General features: G+C 64.4%; 15 protein-coding genes. 9 read left to right on the forward strand and 6 right to left on the reverse strand.

All coding sequences use genetic code 11. From position 1 onward, the window contains the following. Nucleotides 1-10: 10 nt before the first annotated feature. Together NUH88_RS04725 and purE are read right to left on the reverse strand one after the other, a co-directional pair. A complete protein-coding gene (locus tag NUH88_RS04725) occupies nt 11-1,084 on the reverse strand; it encodes a 5-(carboxyamino)imidazole ribonucleotide synthase (RefSeq protein ID WP_257770267.1) in 1,074 nt (357 codons plus the stop codon). After that, nucleotides 1,084-1,581: a 5-(carboxyamino)imidazole ribonucleotide mutase gene (gene purE / locus NUH88_RS04730; RefSeq protein WP_257772139.1), complete on the reverse strand. Its 498-nt coding sequence runs from the start codon at nt 1,579-1,581 to the stop codon at nt 1,084-1,086. The genes NUH88_RS04725 and purE overlap by 1 nt, the downstream gene beginning before the upstream one ends. Nucleotides 1,582-1,743: 162 nt before the next feature. Here purE and NUH88_RS04735 point away from each other — a divergent pair, with 162 nt between their 5' ends. After that, the gene (locus NUH88_RS04735) at nt 1,744-2,973 is read left to right on the forward strand and encodes an aminotransferase class III-fold pyridoxal phosphate-dependent enzyme (RefSeq protein ID WP_257770269.1); all 1,230 of its coding nucleotides are present in this window, start codon (nt 1,744-1,746) and stop codon (nt 2,971-2,973) included. A 7-nt stretch (nt 2,974-2,980) separates the two neighbouring features. Here the strand turns inward: NUH88_RS04735 and NUH88_RS04740 are convergent, their stop codons facing one another. After that, nucleotides 2,981-3,193 (reverse strand): YdcH family protein, encoded by a 213-nt coding sequence (locus tag NUH88_RS04740; protein ID WP_444329691.1) that lies wholly within the window; start codon nt 3,191-3,193, stop codon nt 2,981-2,983. A gap of 86 nt (nt 3,194-3,279) precedes the next feature. Between NUH88_RS04740 and NUH88_RS04745 the strand changes: the two genes are divergently transcribed. From NUH88_RS04745 to NUH88_RS04755, 3 genes are read left to right on the forward strand one after another with little or no spacing between them, the layout of a single operon-like run. Next, the gene (locus tag NUH88_RS04745) at nt 3,280-3,822 is read left to right on the forward strand and encodes a TIGR02444 family protein (protein WP_257770272.1); all 543 of its coding nucleotides are present in this window, start codon (nt 3,280-3,282) and stop codon (nt 3,820-3,822) included. A gap of 20 nt (nt 3,823-3,842) precedes the next feature. Further along, on the forward strand, nt 3,843-4,532 hold the full coding sequence (locus NUH88_RS04750; protein WP_257770273.1) for a DUF2848 domain-containing protein: 690 nt from the start codon (nt 3,843-3,845) through the stop codon (nt 4,530-4,532). Nucleotides 4,533-4,536: 4 nt separating this feature from the next. Continuing rightward, complete coding sequence (locus NUH88_RS04755) at nt 4,537-5,883, forward strand: amidase (RefSeq protein WP_257770274.1); 1,347 nt, start codon at nt 4,537-4,539, stop codon at nt 5,881-5,883. A gap of 6 nt (nt 5,884-5,889) precedes the next feature. Here NUH88_RS04755 and NUH88_RS04760 read toward each other — a convergent pair whose 3' ends face one another. After that, complete coding sequence (locus NUH88_RS04760; protein WP_257770275.1) at nt 5,890-6,570, reverse strand: COQ9 family protein; 681 nt, start codon at nt 6,568-6,570, stop codon at nt 5,890-5,892. Beyond that, the gene (gene def, locus NUH88_RS04765) at nt 6,567-7,130 is read right to left on the reverse strand and encodes a peptide deformylase (protein ID WP_372743545.1); all 564 of its coding nucleotides are present in this window, start codon (nt 7,128-7,130) and stop codon (nt 6,567-6,569) included. Before def ends, NUH88_RS04760 begins: the two co-directional genes overlap by 4 nt. 238 nt (nt 7,131-7,368) lie before the next feature. On the opposite strand from def, the gene rpsU reads away from it, so the two are divergent. Then, entirely contained in the window at nt 7,369-7,572 is a 204-nt protein-coding gene (gene rpsU, locus NUH88_RS04770; protein ID WP_028467376.1) for a 30S ribosomal protein S21, read from the forward strand. Nucleotides 7,573-7,667: 95 nt separating this feature from the next. Here rpsU and NUH88_RS04775 read toward each other — a convergent pair whose 3' ends face one another. Then, a complete protein-coding gene (locus NUH88_RS04775; RefSeq protein ID WP_257770277.1) occupies nt 7,668-8,372 on the reverse strand; it encodes a TIGR00266 family protein in 705 nt (234 codons plus the stop codon). A 136-nt stretch (nt 8,373-8,508) separates the two neighbouring features. Between NUH88_RS04775 and bmt the strand changes: the two genes are divergently transcribed. From bmt to NUH88_RS04795, 4 genes are all read left to right on the forward strand, one after another. Next, nucleotides 8,509-9,534, forward strand: a complete 1,026-nt coding sequence (gene bmt / locus NUH88_RS04780) for a betaine--homocysteine S-methyltransferase (protein ID WP_257770278.1) — start codon at nt 8,509-8,511, stop codon at nt 9,532-9,534. Between the two features lie 328 nt (nt 9,535-9,862). Then, entirely contained in the window at nt 9,863-10,657 is a 795-nt protein-coding gene (locus NUH88_RS04785) for a phosphoadenylyl-sulfate reductase (protein ID WP_257770279.1), read from the forward strand. Between the two features lie 195 nt (nt 10,658-10,852). Next, nucleotides 10,853-11,689, forward strand: a complete 837-nt coding sequence (locus NUH88_RS04790) for a ferredoxin--NADP reductase (protein WP_257772141.1) — start codon at nt 10,853-10,855, stop codon at nt 11,687-11,689. Between the two features lie 205 nt (nt 11,690-11,894). Next, complete coding sequence (locus NUH88_RS04795) at nt 11,895-12,446, forward strand: response regulator (protein WP_257770280.1); 552 nt, start codon at nt 11,895-11,897, stop codon at nt 12,444-12,446. Nucleotides 12,447-12,472: the final 26 nt, after the last annotated feature.

Genomic DNA, 12,472 nt, shown 5'->3' on the forward strand with positions numbered 1-12,472 from the left:
CCGGCCGGGCTCAGGCGCGCTTCATCATGTTGACGTGCCCCATCTTGCGCCCGGGACGCGCCTCGGCCTTGCCGTAGAGATGCAGCTTGGCGTCCGGCTCGGCGACGATTTCCTCCCATTGCTCGACCTCATCGCCGATCAGGTTATGCATGACCGTCGGGAACAACACGTCCACCGGGCCGAGCGGCAAGCCGGTCACCGCGCGCACGAACTGCTCGAACTGGCTGGTGGCGCAGCCGTCCTGGCTCCAGTGACCGGAATTGTGCGGGCGCGGCGCGACCTCGTTGACCAGCACCTTGCCGTCCGGCGTGACGAACATCTCGACCGCGAGCAACCCGACGAGGTCGAGCCGTTCGGCCAGCGCCTCGGCGACTGTTCGGGCGGCGGCTTCCGTCTCCGCCGGGATCGCCGCCGGAACCGTACTGGTGCTCAGAATGTGATCCACATGATGATTTTCGGCCACCGGGAAGGCGCGCGACGTGCCGTCGAGACCGCGCGCGACGATCACCGAGATTTCCATCTCGAAGGAAACGAAACCCTCAAGCACCGCGTCGTCGGTGTCGAGCGAGTTCCAGGCTTCTTCCAGCTCGGTTCTGTCCGTGATCTTGACCTGGCCCTTGCCGTCATAGCCGAACCGGCAGGTCTTGAGCACCGACGGGCGCCCGATCTCCGCAACGGCGTCGCGCAGTTGATCGAGAGTCGTCACGTGTCGATATGGCGCGGTTCCCGCCCCGGAATCCCGGGCGAAGTCCTTCTCCGCGACCCTGTGCTGTGACACTGCCAGCACGCTGGGACGGGGACGCACGGGTGCAAGCTTCGAAAGCCTCTGCACCGTATCCACCGGAATATTTTCGAACTCGTAGGTAATCACGTCGACGCTGGCGGCGAATTCGGCAAGAGCCGTCTCGTCGTCGTAAGGCGCGACCGTGGTGCGCTCTGCGACCTGCGCGGCCGGACTGTTCTCCTCAGGCGTGTAGATATGGCAGCGGAAACCGAGAGGGGCAGCGGCGAGCGCCGTCATCCGGCCGAGCTGGCCGCCGCCGATAATCCCGATCACCGCGCCGGGCGCCAGGGTCTCCGCCATCAGGAATCCACCGGAACGTCGCCGACGGAACCGGTCTGGGTCTCGCGCCAGGCCGCGAGGCGGGAATGCAGGGCATCGTCCCCGTTCGCCAGAATGGCGGCAGCCATCAGGCCCGCATTCTTCGCCCCGGCCTTGCCGATGGCAAGCGTGCCGACCGGGACCCCGCCGGGCATCTGGACGATGGAGAGCAAACTATCCATGCCTTTCAGAGCCTTGCTCTCGACCGGCACACCGAGTACCGGCAGTGTCGTCTGCGCCGCGACCATGCCTGGAAGATGCGCCGCGCCGCCGGCACCTGCGATGATCACCTGGAGGCCGCGCCCCTTGGCTGCGGCCGCGTATTCGGTCATCCGGGCCGGCGTGCGGTGCGCGGAGACGATGCGGGTCTCGTGCGGGACGTCCAGAGCTTCGAGAATGAGAGCGGCTTCCTTCATGGTCTCCCAGTCCGACTGGCTTCCCATGATGATACCGACAAGTGGTGTCGCGGCCTCGGCCATATGCGCCATCCTGCTTCCATCGGCCCCTCGATTGCGGCGGGGCGGGTCAAAGAAGCGCGGCATTATAGGAGCGGCGCTTGCAGTTACAAGCGCGGACTGACGGCTTTTGCCGGGCCGCCATTCGTGCTTGAGTCGCAAGGAACTAAGCGAGGGGACCCGGCCGTGAAAGACTCCATCTGCGAACGGGATGCCGCCGCCTTCCTCCGGCAGGCCGGCTCGACGCCGGTAACGCATGCTTTCACCGCCTGCGAGGGTGCCTGGGCGGTTGACGAGAGCGGACACCGCTTTCTCGATTTCCACGGCAACACCTGCCACAATATCGGCTACGCGCATCCGCGCATGATAGCGGCGCTGAAAGAGCAGCTCGACGCTCTGAGTTTTGCACCGCGTCTTTTCACATCCGAACCCGCCGTCACACTCGCCGAGATGCTGGCCGCCCGCTGGCCCTATGGAGACGCCCGCGTCCTCTTGGGGACCTCGGGCGCGGACGCCATCGAAATGGCGCTGAAGATCGCTTTTGTGGCGACAGGGCGCACACAGACGATCGCTTTCAACGGAAGCTGGCACGGCGCCGCGCTCGGTGCGCTCTCTGTCGGCGGAACCGCATTGGAACGTGAAGAGTTTCCCGCACTCGAAGGCTGTCATCACGTCCACGCGTACTGGCCGGACGGGAAAGGCGAAACGGCGGAAGCGGCGGCCCAGGCCGCGTTCGAGGCGCTCGAATACTATCTGAAGGGCCGCGATATCGCGGCCGTGCTCTCCGAGCCGATCCGTGCAACGCCGCATTTGCCGCCGGCTTGGTTCTGGCCGGAAGTGCGCGCGCTCTGCGACAATACCGGGACGTTGCTGATCTTTGATGAAATTCCGACCGGACTAGGTAAGACCGGCCGCTTTTTCGCCAGCCAGCATTTCGACGCAGCGCCCGACATCACCGTACTCGGCAAGTCTCTTGGCGGAGGCATCCTGCCGCTTTCGGCGGTGATCGCGCGAGCCGAGCTGGATGTCGCCCCGCATCTCGGGATCGGCCATTACACGCACCAGAAGAATCCGATGCTGGCCCGCGCCGGGATCGAGACGCTACGGATCATCGAGGACGAAGGTCTTGTCGCCGCCGCACAACGCAAGGGTCGAGACGCCCTCGACATACTCTCCGAGATGGTCCGGAACGGTGCGGCCTACGACGAAGCGAGAGGGATCGGCCTCGCCATCGCAGTTGCCGTCGGCAACCCGGAAAGCCTGATGGAAATGAAAGAGACCTGCTACCGTCTCGGCCTGAATACCGGCGCCGCAGACGGCCGATTTCTAACACTGTCCCCGCCGCTGACCACCAGCGAAGCGGAACTGTCGGAGGCCGCCGGCATCCTCGCTCGGGCCGCCACAGCCTCCGGCTGAACCGGGCTCAGGCGATAATGTCGGGAAGCAGCTCGCTTTCGAGCCGGATCATCTGATCCTTGAGAAGCAGTTTGCGCTTCTTCAGACGCTGGATCTGGAGCTGATTGAACGGCCCGTCTTCCGCCAAGCGCGCAATGACGTCGTCGAGATCGCGGTGTTCAACCTTGAGCTCTTCGAGCCTGCGCGACAGTTCTTCGCGGTCTGCTTCCAACGCGTCAATCCGTAGCCGTTATGGTCTTGAGAGGGATTGTCATATCGCAAAGCGTTCCCGTTTGGTAGGGCGCTTTTGCATGCTAGACATGAGCGATGCGCACCCTTGAGAACCCGTTCTGGAGCTACTCCCTCTCGACCTATGCAAGGGAGAACGTCGCCGCTGAATGCCTCTCACTCCAGGATCGGGAAGGTCTCGACGTGAACCTGCTGCTGCTCTGCTGCTGGCTCGGGTCCCGGGGTACGGAGATGTCGGCGGAGGACATACGGCGGGCGATCACGGCTGCTGGCGATTGGTCGCTGCCGGTGATCGGCCCCATCCGTGCCGTCCGACGGCACCTGAAGCCGCTTGCCGAGGATGAGCAGATCGCCGCCTTCCGCAAGCAGGTCGCAGCGCTCGAACTCGCCGCAGAACAGATCCAGCAAGCCCAGCTTTTCGCCGAGACCCGCGCGTTGGCCCCTGGCAAGACCGAACCGGCGATAGCTGCCGCCGCCAACCTCCGTCTTTATGCATCCCTCACCAAACCCGGCAGACACGCCGAGATTCAAGAAAGTCTTTTGAAACTGCTTTGCGCCGCCTTCCCCGATGCGATGGAAGTGGATATCGTTTCCACTCTTGCCGATCCGGCATCCGAATAACGTAATCAGGGATACGGCTCATGCGCGATGGCGCCACGGTAACGCTCCGCTTCGAAAAGCCCGACGGCGGCATGCTTGCCGTCAGCGTCTCAAACCTTGTCGTCGGCGGCTGGAGCGGCCGCGACAGCGCGGCGCTGCAGCACCATATCGACGAGCTGAAGGCAATCGGCGTCGAGCCGCCGAGCCAGACCCCGCTGTTTTATCGCAATGCCGTCAACGTGCTGATGCAGGAGGACGCGATCCAGGTCGTCGGCCCGGATACTTCCGGTGAAGTGGAGGCGGTGCTGATCGCCAGCGACGAGGGGCTCTGGGTCACCGTCGGGTCTGACCATACGGACCGCGCCGCCGAAACCTATTCCGTCGCCGCCTCGAAACAGATGTGCCCAAAGGTTCTCGCCCGCGAGGCCTGGCCGCTAGAGGACCTGCTGGAACATTGGGACCAGATCCGGCTGCGCGCCCATGCCACCATCGATGGCGAGGAAGTGCTCTACCAGGACGGCACCCTCGCCGCGATCCACCGGCCCGAGACCATGATGGAGAAATATGCGGATGGAACGCTCGCGCCCGGCACGGTGATGCTGCTCGGCACGTTCGCCGCCATCGGCGGGATCCGCCCGGCCGACCGCTTCGCGATGGAGATCGAGGACCCGGTTCGCGGCGCCACCATCGCCCACGCCTACGACATCCACACCCTGCCACATGTGAGTTGAGACCATGTTCGCCCCGCTGAAAGACCTTGCTGCCGACCTCGCCGCCGGGAAGACGACCTCCGAGAAACTGACAGAAGAGGCGCTTGAGCGGATCGCCGATCCGGCAGGAGAAGGCAAACGCATCTATACGGAAGTCTTCGCCGAGGCCGCGCGAGCGGAAGCGAAGGCGAGCGATGCGCTGCGCGCCGCCGGAATCGTCCCCTCGCCGCTGGCGGGCATTCCGATCTCGGTGAAGGATCTCTTCGATATCCGGGGCAAGGTCACCATGGCCGGCTCTGTCGCCCGCAAGGACGAACCCGCCGCTGGGGCGGACGCACCGGCCGTCGCCCGCCTCCGGGCCGCCGGAGCGATCATCCTCGGACGCACCAACATGACCGAGTTCGCTTTCTCGGGTCTGGGCCTCAATCCGCATTACGGTACGCCGAAGAACCCCTACGACCGGGCGACCGGGCGCATCCCCGGCGGGTCCTCCTCCGGTGCCGCAGTTTCCGTGACCGACGGCATGGCCGCGGCCGGCATCGGCTCCGATACCGGCGGCTCGGTGCGCATCCCCTCGGCCCTGAACGGCCTCACCGGCTTCAAGCCGACCGCGCGGCGGGTGCCGACCGACGGCGCCTTCCCGCTCTCCTGGAGCCTCGATTCCATCGGCCCGCTCGCCCGGACGGCTTCCTGCTGCGCCCTGCTCGACGCGGTGATGGCCGGAGAGACGCCGAAACCGGTCGCTCCGCTGCCGGTCAAGGGCATGCGCCTCGTCGTGCCCGGCACCATCGTTCTCGACGACATGGACGAGCATGTCGCGAAGACGTTCGAGGCGGCCCTGGACAGGCTCTCGAAGGCGGGCGCGATCCTGGAAGAAAAGAGCTTCGAGTGGCTGTTGGAGATCCCGGCATCGAACAAAGCCGGCGGGTTCGCCCCGACCGAGGCCTATGCGATCCACCGGGAGCTGCTGTCGCGCAAGGAAGCGGAATACGATCCGCGCGTCGCGACCCGGATTCAGGGCGGCGCCAAGATGCTGGCGGCGGATTACGTCATTCTGGAAAGGCGCCGGACGGAGATCCAGGCTGTCGCCAACGCGGCGACGCGGGACTATGACGCGGTGCTGATGCCGAGCGTGCCGGTCGTGGCACCGAGCATTGCCAGTCTTGAGGCCGACGAGCATCTCTATCACACGACCAACCTGCTCATGCTGCGCAACCCGTCGCTCGGCAACTTCCTCGACCGCTCCGCCGTCTCCCTGCCATGCCATGAAGCGGGAACGGGCCCGGTCGGCCTGATGGTCGTCGGCGAAACCATGGGCGATGCCAAGACCCTCGCAGTCGCCGCAGGGATCGAGGCCGCGCTAGCGGGCTGAGATCGCCTAGCGAGCCCCTGCGAAGGGACGGCGCTTCGGGGCGCAGGATTTCAGCGCCTCGAACGGATTGGTAAATTTCGCTGCGGCGTCCTTCAGACGCCCGGTCAGTTTCGGGATCTCCATGACGTTCTGGATCCGCCGGTCGAGGAAGTCCCAGGTCTCGACATGGTCCTCGGACGTGTCGTTCAGCCAGAACAGCAGGGTCGAACTGTAGACCGCCGCGAGCAGCCCGCGCTTGGTATAGAAATTATAGTCGGTCGAGGTGTCGCCCGCCGCTTTCCAGATCGCGTCGACAGTCCGGTAGAGACCGCGGGTTCCGAGGCCGCCCTGGCCCGGAACCGCCATATAGGCAAGCGTCCGGCGCACCGCTTCCTTATGCGGCGCAGCCTGTTCGAGACGGATACGTACCGCCGCCGCGATCTTCTCGCGCACCTTCATCTGCGCCGGATTCCGGCGCTGGAATTCGAGCACCATCTCGCGGTCGGCCCGGTCGAGGAAATGCCCGATGCAATCCGGCACCCCGGCCGGAAAGAGCCTGTCCAGATCGGATGCGGAGATCCCCGCGTCCTCGGCACCGTGCTTCAGCGCCTTACGGCTCCAGCCGTCGAACATGACGTGCGGCAGGATACAGTCCAGCACCCGGTCGCGCTCCGCCTCGCGCTTCTCGAGAACGGTTTCCTTGCTCATTTCCCGTCTCCCCGTTCGTTCACCGGCGGGACCTCCGCCGCCGCCCGCAGCAGCTCCTCGCCATAGCCGAAGCGCCGCATGTCGGTCATGCGCTCAGGATAGAGAATCCCGTCGAGATGATCGACCTCGTGCTGAATCACCCGTGCGTGAAAGCCTTCCGCATGGCGCAGGACCTTCTCGCCGTTGAGGTCGTAGCCTCTATAGAGAATCTTCCGGTAGCGCGGGACCTCGCCCTTCAGTCCCGGAATGGAGAGGCAGCCCTCCCAGCCGAGTTCCATCTCGCCCGAGAGAGGCTCGATCACCGGATTGACCAGGACCTGCAAGTCGAGGGGCCCGTCATTAGTCTCCGCAGTAGCCCGGTCCGCGGGTACCTTGAAGACGATGATCCGCCGCGAAATCCCGATTTGCGGCGCGGCGAGCCCGACCCCACCGGCCGCCGCCATCGAGTCGGCCATGTCCGCGGCAAGCGCCGCGACCTCCTCTGACGAGGGATCCTCGATTTCGCCTGCCCGCTGCCGGAGCACCGGGTCACCCATCCGTACGATCTGCTGTGCTGTCATGCCTTGGATATAGAGCGCTCTTATTGTTCGGTAAACCGGCAGAGCGACGGTTCCCGGCCGGTCCCGGGTATCCGGTCGGCATGCAGGGCCGCTCTGCAAATCGGCGGTAAATTTATGCAAGCCAGGCTTTGCATGCGGCGGAGGGTTGTGATACATACCCGCCTCCTGCCCACGGGGAGCGGATTCCCGATGGGTATATTGCGTTCTAATTCGCACATTGTTTTGGAGGTCGGGTTTCGTGCATGTAACGGTCCGCGATAACAACATCGATCAGGCCCTGCGCGCGCTGAAGAAGAAGATGCAGCGCGAGGGTGTCTTTCGGGAAATGAAGCTGCGCCGCAATTTCGAGAAGCCGTCGGAAAAGCGGGCGCGCGAGAAAGCCGAAGCGGTGCGCCGCTATCGCAAGCTCATGCGCAAGCGCATGGAGCGCGAAGGCTTCTAGAGCCCTTCGGGCTTTTGCCGCTTCGGCAGCAGTCTACCCGTCCAAAACACGGAACCGCCCTCGTATGCCGAGCGGCGGTTTTTGTGTTTGTCGCGTCAGTCGCCCTCTTTCGGCATCAGCCGCGCCAGCGACATGGCGAGCTCGGCGATCGGCTGGGTCTGCACGATGACCCGGCCCGGACCGGTCACGTGGGTGACGAAGATCCCCTCGCCGCCGAACACCAAATTCCTGATCCCCTTCTGGAAGGCGATGTCGTAGTCGCAGCTTCCGGAGAAGCCGACAAGACACCCGGTATCGACGGTGATCCGCTGTCCCTCCGCCAGCTCCCGCTCGATCAGCGTGCCGCCCGCATTCAGGAAAGCCAGCCCGTCCCCCTCCAGCTTCTGAAGGATGAGCCCCTCGCCGCCGAAGAAACCCGCCCCGAGCCGTTTCGTCAGGGCGATCGAGACATCGACGCCGCGGGCACTGCAGAGATAGGCATCGCGCTGGCAGTAGAAGAGACCGTCGCTCTGGCTGAGATCGATGGCCCGGATCTGCCCCGGCATCGATCCCGCGAAGCAGGCATCCTGCCGCTCGTCCCCCTCGTTGATGAAATAGGTCAGGAACAGGCTCTCACCGGAGAACTTGCGGAACAGCCCGCCGAGCAGACCGCCGGAGAGTTCGGTGGTCATTCTGATACCCTGATCCATCAGGACCATGGCGCCGGCCTCGGCCTGCACGGCCTCGCCCGGATCCAGCGTCACGGTCAGCAGCGGGGCATGATCCCCCTCGATCTTGTAGTCGATGACGTCGGCGGCCATGGGAACTCCCGTTGCTGAGGTAATGTCGCGGTTAAGGACACTTGGTGTCGCCCGGCAGGCAATCAACATGATTGCATTGCGCTACTTAGCCTCATATTGCTGCGCTGACGTGACATTGCCAAATGCGGTTTCTCAGATGACCAACCTGCTCACCGAACTTCTCGCCGAAAAACCCTGGCTGCTGACCGACGGCGCCACCGGTACCAATCTCTTTGCGCGCGGCCTCCAGCATGGCGATGCTCCGGAACTCTGGAACCTCGAAGAGCCGGAAAAGATCCGCGCCCATTACCGGGATTTCATCGAAGCGGGCAGCGACATCGTGCTGACCAATACATTCGGCGGAACGGCGAACAGGCTGAAGCTGCACAAGGCAGAGGACAAGGTCTACGAGATCAACAAGGCCGCTGCCGAACTGCTGGCCGCCGAGATCGCGGAGAGCGGGCGGAAGATCGTCAATGCCGGCAGCGTCGGCCCGACCGGCGACCTCTACGTGCCGCTCGGCCCGCTCACCGTCGAGGACGGGAAGAATGCGTTCGCGGCGCAGATGCGCGGGCTCAAGGATGGCGGCGCCGATGTTGCCTGGATCGAGACCATCTCCTCGGAAGAGGAACTGACGGCGGCGCTGGACGCGGCGGACGAGGTCGGTCTGCCGGCGGTCTGTACGCTCTCCTTCGACACCAACGGCCGCACCATGATGGGCCTGACGCCGCAGCGGCTGGTCGAGCTGGTGCATGCCCGCCCGGTCCGTCCGGTCGCTTTCGGCGGCAATTGCGGTACCGGCGCCTCCGACCTGCTGGTCGGACTGCTCAGCATCGCGGAGAAGCTTGAGAACGGCGACGTTCTGATCGCCAAGGCCAATTGCGGCATCCCCGTCTTCGAAGAGGGCGAGGTCCGCTATACCGGCACGCCGGAGCTGATGCAGGCCTGTGCCCGTCTCGCGGTCAATCTCGGAGCCCGGATCATCGGTGGCTGCTGCGGCACCACGCCGGCGCATATCCGCGCCATGCGGGACGCCCTCGACGCCCATACCAAGGGCGATGCGCCGGACATGCCCGGCATCATCGCCGCCTGCGGGACGCTCACCGGCTCGACAGCGGAGCTTCTCGGCGGCGGAGAGGGCAAAGAATCCACTCGGCAGCGCCGGGGCCGGAGACGGAATTGATCCGCCGGACGCCGATCCGGGAACGGTTCGGTTTATTTGACTTTCCAGCCATTTCAACACGTTGACCCTGCAAATCCCGATCCCTACCTTCAGCATCGGAAGGGATGACCTTTCCCGCGGGATTTGACAGGGCAGCTTGCATCCGCGTCACCAACTGCTAAAGCGCCACGGGTGCGTTCCCGTGGGCCCGAACCGACTGGCGGGCATGCCGCGCGAGGCGCGGTCTTGCATCACCTCGACGATGGACGAGGCGGACGAAAGTCCGTCAACGGGCGAGCCTGCCCGGTCGCCGGGGACCGCCGCCTAATGCGAAGAGGGTGAACCGAGCATGACGCAAGCAATCGAGCAGGCACATTCCAGCGGGCGGGACCGTGCTTATACATCCCGCTCCGTGCAGGAGATCGAGACGGAGGCGCTGCATCGCCGTCTCGTCGAAGAATACGCGGATCTGGACGAGGTCGCCTTGCTGCGCGCCCTCACCCGGGAGGAGTTTCCGGGGCGCAGCGCCGTTATTGCCTCCTTCGGCACGGAATCGGCCGTCCTTCTGGATCTGGTCGCCTCGGTGGACCGGTCGACGCCCGTGATCTTCATCGATACCGGCAAACATTTCGCCGAAACCCTCGCCTATCGCGACGAGCTGGTTTCCCGCCTCGGCCTGACCGATGTACGCAACGCAACGCCGTCGACCGCGCTGATCAAACGGCAGGACCGGGACGGCACGCTCTGGCAGAGCGATCCCGATGCCTGCTGCCATCTGCGCAAGGTTATCCCCCTGCAGCAGGCGATCACTCCTTTCGGACTCATCATTACCGGCCGCAAACGCGCCCACGGCGGGCTGCGAGCGGAAATCGATCCGATCGAGCTGTTCGGAGGACGCATCCGGGTCAATCCGCTCGCGGATTGGGACGAGGCGCGGATCGACGCGGAATTCACCGTGCGCGATCTTCCGCGCCATCCGCTCCAGGCCTCGGGCTACCGCTCCATCGGCTGCGCGCCCTGCACGGATCCGGTTTCCGCCGGCGCGTCCCAACGATCGGGCCGCTGGTCGAACCGCGCTAAGACCGAGTGTGGCATCCATTTCGACAAGAACGGCACGGTCCGCCGCGATCAGGCAGCGGCCTAGCCGCAACCCACCCACAGAGCCTTGCACGGGCGGGACCGATCGCCGCGCCCGGCAGGGAAAGATTGAACCAGAAGGCCGCCGGGGCTAGAAAACGGCGGTCAATGGCCCGGCGAGGCCATCGACATCAACAACCGCCCCCGAGCGGGCGGTGCCGGCCCCGTCCGGCCCTCTCAACAGGAGAGCAGGTAAGTGAACATGATGGATAGTCACGCCAAGACCGCAGAAAGCGCGCAAGAACGAGGCACTGGTGGGTTCCCGGTTCCGGACGGCGTGTTCGCCGAGACCGTGACAGAAGTGCAGCATTATACGGACCGCTTGTTCCGCTTCCGCATGACGCGCCCTCAGAGCTTCCGCTTCCGCTCCGGCGAGTTCGTGATGATCGGCCTGCCGAACGCCGAGAAGCCGGTCTACCGCGCCTATTCCATCGCCAGCCCGTCCTGGGACGAGGAGCTCGAATTCTTCTCCATCAAAGTGCCGGACGGCCCGCTGACCGAGCACCTGCAGAAGGTTCAACCTGGCGACACCATATTGATGCGCAAGAAGCCGACAGGCACGCTGGTCAACGATGCCCTGCTTCCCGGCAAGCGCCTCTACATGTTCTCCACCGGCACCGGCATCGCGCCTTTCGCCTCCGTGATCCGCGATCCCGAGACCTACGAGAAATTTGAGGAGCTGATCCTTACCCATACCTGCCGCCAGGTCGACGAACTGACCTACGGCAAGGAACTCGTCGCGTCTCTGAAGCAGGACGCGGTGTTCGGCGAACTGGCCGGCCCGCAACTTACCCTCTATTCGACCACGACGCGCGAAGAGAGCGAGCAAATGGGACGTATCACCGATCTCATGGAGAGCGGGAAGCTCTACCAGGATCTCGGCGTTCCGCCGCTCAATCCCGACACCGACCGGGTGATGATCTGCGGTTCCATGGCGATGCTGAAAGACGTCAAGGAACTCTGCGAGAAAGCCGGTCTGAACGAGGGCGCGAACAACAATCCCGCCGAATTTGTCGTCGAGCGCGCTTTCGTCGGGTGAATTCACGCGCAGCAATCGGCGCCGGTTAAGCCGGCATTAAGAATCCTCCTGTATTTTCCTCAAATACCCGCTAAGCTGACGCATACGTTTCGGTGTCAGGACGGCGGGTAAGGAAATGAGCGTCCATGGAGTCAGCTTGCCCGCTCGGGCCAAGCGTCGCACAAGATGGAGCATATCGGCCGAGTACGGCCTTCGGAGGAGCATGATGGCGTCGCAGCAAGGACTGTGGACATCGGGCGCCCCAGGCGCGCCGGCTTCAGGAGAGACCGAATCCGACACCGATGCGCTCGTCTTCGTGGACGACCTTCCTGGCGTCGACGAAGACGAGAGTGTCGCGGCTCAACTCCCCTGGCGCGTTCTGATCGTCGACGATGACGAGGCCGTCCACCAATCGACCATCTTTGCCTTGGGCGGGGAAACGGTGCTCGGCCGGCCCCTGCATTTTCATCAGGCCTATTCCGGAGTGGACGCGTTCGACGTGCTCCTCAGCTGCGACGGTTTTGCACTTGTCCTGCTCGATATCGTGATGGAGACGCCGGATGCCGGGTTCGAACTCGCGCGGCGCATCCGCGAAGAACTTAAGAACAATGAGATCCGGATTGTTGTCCGTACGGGACAGCCGGGACTGGTCTCCGAGAAGGATGCGAGAGCGACGACGGACATCAACCGCTATGTGCTCAAATCCGAACTGACGCAACCGGTCCTGCTCGACGTCGTGAGTTCGGAAATCCGCCAGTTCAGCGACCAAACGAACTGATCCCTAAAAGCATAGCGGCCCGCCGA

The sequence above is a fragment of the Nisaea acidiphila genome, assembly GCF_024662015.1.
GTDB classification, from domain to species: domain Bacteria; phylum Pseudomonadota; class Alphaproteobacteria; order Thalassobaculales; family Thalassobaculaceae; genus Nisaea; species Nisaea acidiphila.

Coding starts and splice junctions, on each gene's coding strand:
- NUH88_RS04790 (WP_257772141.1), top strand. CDS start 10,853: ATGATGGATAGTCACGCCAAGACCGCAGAAAGCGCGCAAGAACGAGGC.
- purE (WP_257772139.1), bottom strand. CDS start 1,581: ATGGCCGAGGCCGCGACACCACTTGTCGGTATCATCATGGGAAGCCAG.
- NUH88_RS04725 (WP_257770267.1), bottom strand. CDS start 1,084: ATGGCGGAGACCCTGGCGCCCGGCGCGGTGATCGGGATTATCGGCGGC.
- bmt (WP_257770278.1), top strand. CDS start 8,509: ATGACCAACCTGCTCACCGAACTTCTCGCCGAAAAACCCTGGCTGCTG.
- NUH88_RS04785 (WP_257770279.1), top strand. CDS start 9,863: ATGACGCAAGCAATCGAGCAGGCACATTCCAGCGGGCGGGACCGTGCT.
- NUH88_RS04745 (WP_257770272.1), top strand. CDS start 3,280: ATGCGCACCCTTGAGAACCCGTTCTGGAGCTACTCCCTCTCGACCTAT.
- NUH88_RS04755 (WP_257770274.1), top strand. CDS start 4,537: ATGTTCGCCCCGCTGAAAGACCTTGCTGCCGACCTCGCCGCCGGGAAG.
- NUH88_RS04750 (WP_257770273.1), top strand. CDS start 3,843: ATGCGCGATGGCGCCACGGTAACGCTCCGCTTCGAAAAGCCCGACGGC.
- def (WP_372743545.1), bottom strand. CDS start 7,130: ATGACAGCACAGCAGATCGTACGGATGGGTGACCCGGTGCTCCGGCAG.
- NUH88_RS04795 (WP_257770280.1), top strand. CDS start 11,895: ATGGCGTCGCAGCAAGGACTGTGGACATCGGGCGCCCCAGGCGCGCCG.
- NUH88_RS04775 (WP_257770277.1), bottom strand. CDS start 8,372: ATGGCCGCCGACGTCATCGACTACAAGATCGAGGGGGATCATGCCCCG.
- NUH88_RS04760 (WP_257770275.1), bottom strand. CDS start 6,570: ATGAGCAAGGAAACCGTTCTCGAGAAGCGCGAGGCGGAGCGCGACCGG.